This window comes from Clostridium sp. AM27-31LB, assembly GCF_003480745.1.
GTDB lineage: Bacteria > Bacillota > Clostridia > Lachnospirales > Lachnospiraceae > Butyribacter > Butyribacter intestini.
Map to the genome: position 1 here is coordinate 37,383 of NZ_QUJS01000014.1, position 9,912 is coordinate 47,294.

A 9,912-nucleotide genomic window follows, 5' to 3' on the forward strand; every position below is an offset into this window, starting at 1 on the left:
CGGTATCTTCTCAAAACGAGTCATTTCGGCTGCATTTCCGATATACTGTTTCCATTTTCACTGCGAAAATGTCATTGTATATCAAAAATTCATCTCGAAATTCTTCGTTCAGAAGATTTCGAGAGTACATGTATTTTTATATTGTCTCACTTCCTTTTACTGTTGCCTACAATATATATAACAGTAAAAATTGAGATTTGTTGCGGAAATTTTTTCTAAAAATAATTACAGACAACTGCACTTTATAGCACAATCACCTGTTTTACAAACTTTATTTTTCTATCAATATAAACATTTTCTTCATTTCTATTCTACATCGAAAATTACAATCAATAATATATACTTTGTTCATAACTATAACCACTTAATGTTTTACCATCTCTTAAATCTGTATACCGACATATAATAGGTCCCTTTTTAGGATCATAAACTTTAACCTTGCCATTTGAATCATATCCGTATAGTAATATAGCATGTCCTCCATAAAGTGGATTCTGCATTGCCATAATTACCCCACCTCCTTTATTTATTTTTTCTTTAAGTGTCTTAAATGACAATCTTGCAAACTTATATGATGATTTGCATGATACATTAAAAATTTTTACTGCCTTTGATGTTTCCCGCAAACTACCCGTCTCATTTTTTATACTTCCCTTAATAATTTGTACCACATTACTTTGTGATTTAACCACATTAACTTTACTGACTTTTGTCACTGCCATATTTCTCGCACTAGCCACCCAACACCAATTCGTTCTTTCTTGCTTTTGAAATCCTGTTGTAATCGTCGTATAAATCCATGAAGCCTTTGCATTTATTGGATTTGTTATATTCAAAGAAATAAATGCACAAATTAATATTATACTCAATTTTCTTAATCTAATTTTCATATTTCCTCCTTATTATAAATTTAATTACGAAAAGCACTCCCACAGCTAAAACAATCGAAATAATCATAATCGTAATATGCCCTGAAAAGAAATCTCTTGATTTATCTTTTTCCTCAACTTTTTTCTTTTTAGGCAACAGACTTCCTCCCAAGTTCTGTTGCGTTTTATTTTCTTTTACTATCTGTTTTAACTCCTGTTCACTATACTCCTCATACTCATTTTCCATATTCGATATAAACTCTGAGACTGTATAAAGTTTTCCTTCTTCCTCACCAATATCATTTAATGTTATTGCACTTTCCGACTGGTATGGTATAACTTTTTCTTTTCCATCTTCCTGCCTTATATATATAAGATTTATATCATAAAACGGTATCGAGATATTCCTTACCTCAGTTATATACACACCTGATAATTCTTTTTTAATCTTATCTTTTATTTCATCTGCCGTATCAGCAACATAATTGTCATCATTACCAAAATACTGTCCATAGACATGATAACCGTCTTTTTCTTTTTGCAATAAAATCGTCGCATCTTCACCTGTCATCGTTTTTGCCGGTATGTACCATCTGTCGCTCCACTTAATAAGACCTGACAAACTGTTATTATTTTTATGATAGTCTGCAATCATTGTCATGTCAGATGACAATGTCCACATTGGAACTGCATTGTTTATATCATATGACTTAATTGTTGTAGCTTTTTCTTCTTCACTTACATCTTTATCATTAAATGTAATCTCTTTTTTTAACACAGCAGTTGCCCCGTCTGCCATTTGCTTTTGCAAACCAGTCCACTCTTTTTCCCATTCGTACGCATTTATATCTGCCGCTTTCGCCTCACACTCCATAATTTTTAATGCACAGTCTCCAAAATAATCTGTCACAAAAATTGTTATCCCCATACCAAATATAAATGCCATAATAACTACTGTACAATAATTTTTAAATCCTTTTATAATCATTTCATTCTCCTACCATCGTATTAATTTTTGCTAAGTGTTATTTTTATAATGTTATTATCAAAATGTACTTTGCCATACAACAAGTCATCTTTTTAACTTTTTATTTATCTGGTGAAACTTTTGCGATGCAGATAAACTTCAAAGCGTCACCGACCGCATCCTGCTGCAACCGGTGACACTTTATCACACTAACCTACACGCACAATTTTAACTCCTGCTCCCTCTCTCTTTGTCATCTTTGTTACTTTGCATTTCTTTGATACTTTAACTTTTTTTAGACTTGCTGAATCTCTCGGACTTATCACTATGCTTTTAACACTTCTTGGAACCGTAAGTTCTGTCAGGTATCTTGTATAGACAAAAGCATTGTCATTAACGGTTTTTGTACCTTTTAAAATTTTATAACTTCCTTTTTTGGCAGGCGGATAATACTCTAACTGCCCCGTTTTTTTTGCATACAGTACACCGTCTACTGCCTTGAAATATTTATTTCCTTTTGCAACTTTTACACAGCTAAGGTTCATATCGGCTTTGGTTATCTCTGCCGTTCCAGCCCAATCAAGATAATCCTCAACATATCTGAATGTCATAGCCGGAAACTCTTTCAATGTAGCAGGAAGTGTATATGTTGTTTTATATGTTGGAAAAACCATTATATTAGTAACATCCTTATCATACACAACATTATCCTTGACTGTAAAATATTTGTTTCCTTTCTCAACTTCTATTTTTTCAAATTTGTTAAGTGTTATTCCACCATAGAATTCTTCTGTTTCTTTAGGTATAATTATATTCTTACTGCCATATGGCAATAATATCGCTCTCTTTCTGCCCTTTGTGAACAATTCATTATTGTACGATTCATACTTTGCATTACCAGCGTCAACTTCTATCTTTTTTAAATTTGAAAGATTATTGTCAGAAACATAACAGCCATAGTCCCATCTAAATCTAACAATTTTCTTTACTCTTGAAGATAATCTCAGTATTTCAAGTCCACTACAATTTTGTATTGAATCACACTCAAACTCAGTGACTCCTCCGCCTATTGAAATTTCTTTTACAGCGTCTCTGCCTTTAAAAGCACTATCGCTTACTTCCACCACATTATCCGGTGTAACATATTTAAAATCCGAAGTATTTGCCGAAAACAACAATTTCATACTGCCTTTTGCACTGTCAGTTATCTCATACAGACTGCCATCAATACTCTTATATTTCTTATTAGTATCTTCTACATAAAACTCTTTACAACCTCCATCTACAAACGCATCTCCATTTATATCTTTTAGTTTATCAGATAAACAGATCTTGTTTAAACTCACGCAGCCGCCAAATGAATAATCTAGTTTTTCCAGACCTTTGCCTATATCCATATTTTGCAGGTTTTTACATAATTCAAATGTCATCCAGCCCGTTTCAGATACTCTGTAACCGCCTGTTATCTCTTTTAAATTGCTGCACTGTGCAAAAGCATCCATCATTAGTTTAAGTTTTTTGCCGGCATCAGCCTTGCCACCTGACAACTCAATATGCTCAATCTTTGTTCCCTTAAATGCACCTTCATCAATTTTTGTAACATTTTCATCTATGGTAATGTTTTTCAGACTTTCATTTCCCATAAATGCCCAACATCCGATATAATTTACCGTTGATGGCAGCTTATATGTGCTTCCGCTCTTTTTGGCAGGATATACTACCAGTTTAGTGCCCTTTTTATTATACAGAACACCGTTTACTGATTTATAATATTTATTTTCTTTTGAAACTACTATCTTTTCAAGTTCTGTACATCCCTTTCCAATAGTTCGAAAATTAAGAGCACTGTCATCAAAATGTTTCACATTTTTACCTAAAATAATTTTCTTAATGTTTTTATTCCCTATAAATGCTACGCAATCAACATATTTGACCGATGACGGTATCTTATATGTACTCCCACTCTTTTTGGCAGGATAATGAACCAGTTCTGTTCCTTTTTTATTATACAAAACACCTTTTACTGATTTATAATATTTATTTTCTTTTGAAACTACTACCTTTTTTAATGACTTGTAATAATACCCATCATACTCAAAATTTAATCCATCCGCTATCTTTACCGTTTTCGGAATATACAATACCTCGCCGTTTTCACTCACAGTTCCGTAAGCAGTTTTCTTTCCTGCCACATGGCATACATCTGAATTGGCATATTGAAATGCCAATGCCATAAACACTATTGCAATTAATAATATACCTTTTCTCTTCATGTCTAACTCCTCCCTCCAAATAGATGTATATTTTTAATTTTGTATGCTTCATCTTATAAGACAGAAATTATTACAAATTGTTGCAAAATACTTACTAATAAACGAAAGATTTAGTTTTTTGGTTTTTGTTTAGGCTCAATTGAACTATTTCTGTTTACAAAATAAGATTTATATTGATTATATTTTTCAATTTCAGTAGCTTTTGCACAGTCTGCAAATTTAGCCATTCTGAATGTCCCATCTGTGTATATATTACTTTTATGAAACTGTTGTATTCCAAAATTATGATCTGTTTTCCATTGTTTTATTGCCCCATCAGCTACCGCCTTTGCAACTTTATATCTTAATGCAAAATCTGACTTTGTTTTATTGCTATAGTTATTTCCGGTCAATGTCTTTTGATCTGTAGTTTTTCCATCATATTCATATCCATCTACCTTTGATCTATGCGCAAACGCATCCATCGCTGTATGAATCGCCATTCCAAAAATAAATTGTCCCTGTCTGTGATTTCTATCCGTTACTGATAATGATTTATAATCTTTACAGCATAGTGCTTCATTCCATTTATCTTTTTTAGTAATAAAATAAAAATACTCATCAATCCTGCTCTTCCTATCATAACCTTCATTATATTCCATTTTTGAAAGAGCTGAAATATTTTTTGCCGGATATTTTGTATATTTTTTTGCACTGCTCATGCCATTTAAATATGTTTCTCTCGCCAATCTTATCAAATATAAATAATCTGCCATATAATTATCATTTCCATTAAGATTTCTCCAATGTCCATTTACTTTATCAAATCTTCTTGTATCAGGAAACAGCAGACCCTGTTTTATAACATTTTTTGCTGTATCTGAAAAATCTGCAGAACTTGAATCAATAACACCTGTATGTATATTTTTAGCCCATCTGGCTTTTACCTGCTCATCAGTATATGTTACAATCGGACTATTATTACTATATTCTCCTTTGTCCCTTATAAAACCGTTATAATTTTCACTAAAACTATCATAAATTTTCAATGCGTATTCCAAGTCTACCAATCCACCATTTTCCAATGTCCCCAGATTGTTATTAGAAGATTCTATAATAATATCCTTGATAAAATCTGCACTTTTTGTTTTATCTTTCTCCCATAAAACAGATGCAACTGCTGTAACCTCTGCTGCTGATGCACTGGTGCCATCTATCATTTGAACCTTATCTAAAAAATCTAATACTGCGATGTCCTCTCCCGGAGCATATACATCTAATTCATCACCAACTGAGCTTATCGAGCTTACAATCGCACTACTATTTGTTGCTCCAACCGCCAAAACATCATCATATGCTGCCGGATATTCTATAGCTCTATCCGAATCACCTCTGTTGCCGGCTGATGCAATCATTAAAATACCGGCATCTTTAGCTGCTTTTATTGCTTTTTCCAAAGCCTCGGATTTATTTACAGTACCAAAGCTCATATTTATTATATCAACCTTTTCTTCTATACACTTATATATTCCCTGTATTATTCTGCTTACCGGAGCTTCATTATTTTCATCCAATACTTTAATCGAATATAATTCTACATTTGGTGCAATACCTTTTATACCCTTTATATCATTTCCTGCTATAATACTTGCCATTCCTGTTCCGTGCCCTGATACATCATCAAATAAAGCCTCTACATTCTCCTGTTCCGGTATTAAATTTATTCTTTTATATACATCTATGTACTCAGTAGCTGATACTCCGGAATCCATAAGTGCTACTTTAACTTTTTCAGGCTTTTCTGTATTTTCTATAGCTGCAGCATTTGCATTTGTCGCATTTATAGCTTCAAGATTCCACTGATTAGACTCAGATTCTGATGATGAATCCGCAAATATATTACTCTCATTTTCTGATAACCCATCTACCATGTAATCATTTTCGATATTATTGACATAAGTCTTTTCACTTAATTCATTTAACTCTAAATCAGTAAGACTAACTGTAACAATATTTTCATCTTCCCCATCTGATTCCTCTGAATAAGTTTTAACTATATCATCTGAATAATTATTTATTATTTTATTCAACCCTGCTTTATTTTTAACATCTACTATATAAACCGATTCTTTTTCAGATAAATTGTCTTTTGTTGCTGCCGATACTGAATAAATGTTAATATTTGCACTTATCGCTGTTGCTAACATTAACCCTTTTATAATTATCCTTTTTAACATTATCTTCCTCCATTTTCTATTTCTGTAACTTTAAGAACATTTTCACTCCCGTATATGCCAAAGAACGAGAGTCCTTTCGCAACTTCATCTCAACTATACCTTGCCGTAGTTCCAGTTTCACCTTAACCCTTTAACCGAAAAACTTTTTAAGCCAATAAAACCAATCTTCGCCCGAATATGCCTCCATAACGCTTCCCCCTCCCTAAAGTTAATTTCAAACATTGCAATCTTTGATTAACTTTATTTTAACAGACATATCTGCAATATTCCATCACAATGCGACGAACGGTCGATTTTTGCGATAAACGGTAATTGACATATATAAAACTGTATTTTATAATTACCTTAATGTGTTTTTACGGAAAGATATGGGGTAGGTTATGAATATTACAGCAGATAATTTAGAAAGTACATTAAATTATATATTAGAACTTATAATCATTTTGTATATACCAAAAAATATACTTTTAATACCGCTTGCCGGAGCTAAAAAAAGATATATTGCTCTTGCACTTTCATCAGCATGGCTTTTATATACACTTCTGGCAGCTTTTCCATTACCTAATACATTTATTATCCTGCCGGTTTCATTACTTGTTTTTGCTGAGCGTCCGGCTTTGATTTCTTTTACCGTCATATCCGAAACACTCGCAATCAATATAATAGCTTTAATCAGCTTTTACTCTTATTGTATGATCAGCCATACCAAATACAACAGTTCATCACACGAATATAATGACTTGATAACCGGTATAATCATTTTTTGCATTATCACCCAATTGCGAAAGAAATTTTCGTTTACAATCAACTTTTTAAAAGAAATACAGATAAAGCATTTTGTTTTAATCTTCTGCGTTATCCTTGTCGATTTTTTCCTGTCACTCGTTTCCGGTTTATTATTTTTCCAAAATATAAACCAACTCGGCCGCAGGCTTCTGGTGCTGGCAATCTACACAATGATAGTCCTCAGCATCGTGATACTTATACTGTATTTTAGAATTGTCCATATCCATTCCGAGCTTGAACAGCTCAGCAATGTAAAATCAAAAATGCTCTCTCTAGAGGAAAAGCACTATAAAGATATGCTTCAAAAAAATACAGACCTCCGTGATTTCAGACATGATTACAATTATCACATAACAGCAATGCAGGCACTCGCACAAAATGATGATTTTGACGCATTGAAAGCTTATGTAAACCAGCTTACTACAATAAAAGCAAAAATATATTTTATATCAACAAACAACACCATAGCCGATGCGATAATCAACTATTTTTATGAAATTTTACCTGACAACACCTCTTTTAAAGTTGACGGAAAATTTTCCTATGATACATTTATAAGCAATGATGACCTATGTATCATACTCTCAAATCTGCTGAAAAACGCTTATGAAGCTCTCTGCCGCATTAACACTGACACTTTCAGTCTGCATACCGATACCGACAACAATACTGTTGAAACAGAAAAGAAATTATATATTTCTATCTCAAACGACGAAAACAATATAACATTATATATTATAAACACTTGCAAACCATACGAAAAACAGAGTGGTTCGATTTTTTCAACTTCAAAATCCGATACCCTAAATCATGGATTTGGGCTGAAAAATGTTGCGGATACCGTCGAAAAGTATGACGGAAAACTTGAACTCAAAACAGAAAACAATACATTTTCCGCTTATGTTTTTCTACATAATGTAACATAAACTCCGGTTGTATGGCTATAGTCTAATCACTATCAAACAAGCAGCGAAGTGTACCACTAATATCTGCTTGAACAAAACAGGAGGTTTCGCAATGAAAATAGGAATTTGTGATGATGACCCTAAAACAAGGGAACAACTAAACAATTTATGCCATAACCTCGGATATATTGATACTTATCAATTTGACTCCGGCGAAGAACTTCTTTCTTCTGATATATGCCCATCGCTCACATTAGTCTTTTTAGATATAGAAATGAACGGTATGACAGGCATAGAAGTCAAAAATATACTTGAACAAAAATGTCATTTTACCCTTATAATTTTTAACACTTCCCATGAGGAGCAGATAAAAGACGCTTTTGGTCGAAATGTAATTTCATTTATCTCCAAACCGTTTTCAGAAATATCAATCAAAACAAACATTGAACGCGCCGCCGCTTTAAGCTGCAATTTTCTTCCTATAAAAATAAATGATGAGGTATCTGTTCCATGTCAGGATATACTGTATGTAACTTCCGAACATAAATACAGCATCTTTTATACGAATAACGGAAATTCTTTCTCAAGCCGCAAAGCATTAAAAGACTGGGCAAAAGAACTTGAGGAATTTGATTTCTGCCCTATTTCACGGGGAATCATCATAAATTTAAAACATTATAAAAAAATTCAGGATAAAAAAGTAGTTTTATATAATGGCATGAGTTTTCCGATAAGCCGCCGCTACTCAAATTTACTAAAACTCAAATTTGATGAATATACATTGAAACTTTTGAGGTGCAGATAAATTTAAACACAATATTTTAGATATTTGTATTTAGATACAACCTATGTGCAAATAACTATTTTTTGTATTTAACTTTACTAAATATAGTTACTACACATTTTTTTAATTTTTGCTATAACTACTTTTCCAATTTCCCCGAAATCTCACTTTGCAATATACACTTTGCAATCTCATTATCATTAAATGAATTTGCAGAATAAATCTCCCCCAAATTTCTTCCCCTATGATTATTTTCCAAATCCATTTTTGTATCAATATCATTTATTTTAGAATATGACCCCTCTTTATATCCTTCATGTGCATAGCTCTCTTTATAAGCAAAGTCTTTAAGTTAGTAAACACCACAAAAACATCCTTACTCTTATACTAACCATTTCCGGCACACAAAATCCACCCATGCTCAACATCAAAACTCCTTTGTCATTTTTCGCATAAGCATTATCTTTATCTATTACATACTCACACATTTATAAACATATATACAAAAAACTTTCCTGAAAAAACGAATAATTTTAACTGCTTAATAGACCTTTAATTTACTTCTTTCCTTAACTTCAAGAACATTATCACTCCCAGATAACCTAAAGAACGAGAGTCCTTTTGTAACTTTATCTCAACTATAATTTACCGTAGTTTCACCTTAAACCTTTAACTAAAAAAACTTTTTAAGCCAAAAAAGTCAATCTTCGCCCGAATATAACTCCAAAACTATCCCTTCCTCTTAAATTAAATTTCAAACATTGCAATTTTTGATTAACTTTATCTTAACAAACATATCTGCAATATTCCATTACAATGCGACGAACGGTCAATTTTTGCGATAAGCGGTAACCTAAAAAAGTACAAAACCAAAAACTCATATTCTCCCCCCTACACCTGCTCCGTCTCAATTTCTTTTATCAGTTCAATCACTTTTTCCTCTGTTTCTTCTACTTCATCTGCTATCTGTGGAATCGCTTTTCCCTTTGCAAGTTTCTTTCTTATCTGATTTTTTAATCCCTCACTTCTTCCACGGTTTTCTCCAATTTCAATTCCACGGGCTTCTCCAATTTCAATCCCACGGGCTTCTCCGGCTTCTTCGCCTTTCCTAT

6 protein-coding genes and 1 pseudogene are annotated in these 9,912 nt (G+C 32.7%); 2 read left to right on the forward strand and 5 right to left on the reverse strand.

The features are described 5' to 3' along the window. Positions 1-329 precede the first annotated feature (329 nt). From DW721_RS15315 to DW721_RS15330, 4 genes are all read right to left on the reverse strand, one after another. Positions 330-890, reverse strand: a complete 561-nt coding sequence (locus DW721_RS15315) for a papain-like cysteine protease family protein (RefSeq protein ID WP_118746249.1) — start codon at positions 888-890, stop codon at positions 330-332. Beyond that, positions 880-1,857 carry a hypothetical protein gene (locus DW721_RS15320; protein ID WP_055946491.1) on the reverse strand — a complete coding sequence of 326 codons (978 nt, stop codon included), beginning with the start codon at positions 1,855-1,857 and terminating at the stop codon, positions 880-882. Before DW721_RS15320 ends, DW721_RS15315 begins: the two co-directional genes overlap by 11 nt. A gap of 188 nt (positions 1,858-2,045) precedes the next feature. Then, positions 2,046-4,109 (reverse strand): leucine-rich repeat domain-containing protein, encoded by a 2,064-nt coding sequence (locus DW721_RS15325; protein ID WP_118746250.1) that lies wholly within the window; start codon positions 4,107-4,109, stop codon positions 2,046-2,048. A gap of 110 nt (positions 4,110-4,219) precedes the next feature. After that, entirely contained in the window at positions 4,220-6,325 is a 2,106-nt protein-coding gene (locus DW721_RS15330; protein ID WP_118746251.1) for a S8 family serine peptidase, read from the reverse strand. A 380-nt stretch (positions 6,326-6,705) separates the two neighbouring features. Between DW721_RS15330 and DW721_RS15335 the strand changes: the two genes are divergently transcribed. After that, the gene (locus DW721_RS15335; protein ID WP_118746252.1) at positions 6,706-8,037 is read left to right on the forward strand and encodes a GHKL domain-containing protein; all 1,332 of its coding nucleotides are present in this window, start codon (positions 6,706-6,708) and stop codon (positions 8,035-8,037) included. 91 nt (positions 8,038-8,128) lie between these two features. Then, a complete protein-coding gene (locus tag DW721_RS15340) occupies positions 8,129-8,821 on the forward strand; it encodes a LytTR family DNA-binding domain-containing protein (protein ID WP_118746253.1) in 693 nt (230 codons plus the stop codon). 870 nt (positions 8,822-9,691) lie between these two features. On the opposite strand, the pseudogene DW721_RS15345 reads toward DW721_RS15340, so the two are convergent. Further along, positions 9,692-9,912 (reverse strand): annotated as a pseudogene (locus tag DW721_RS15345) (hypothetical protein); the annotation flags it as partial.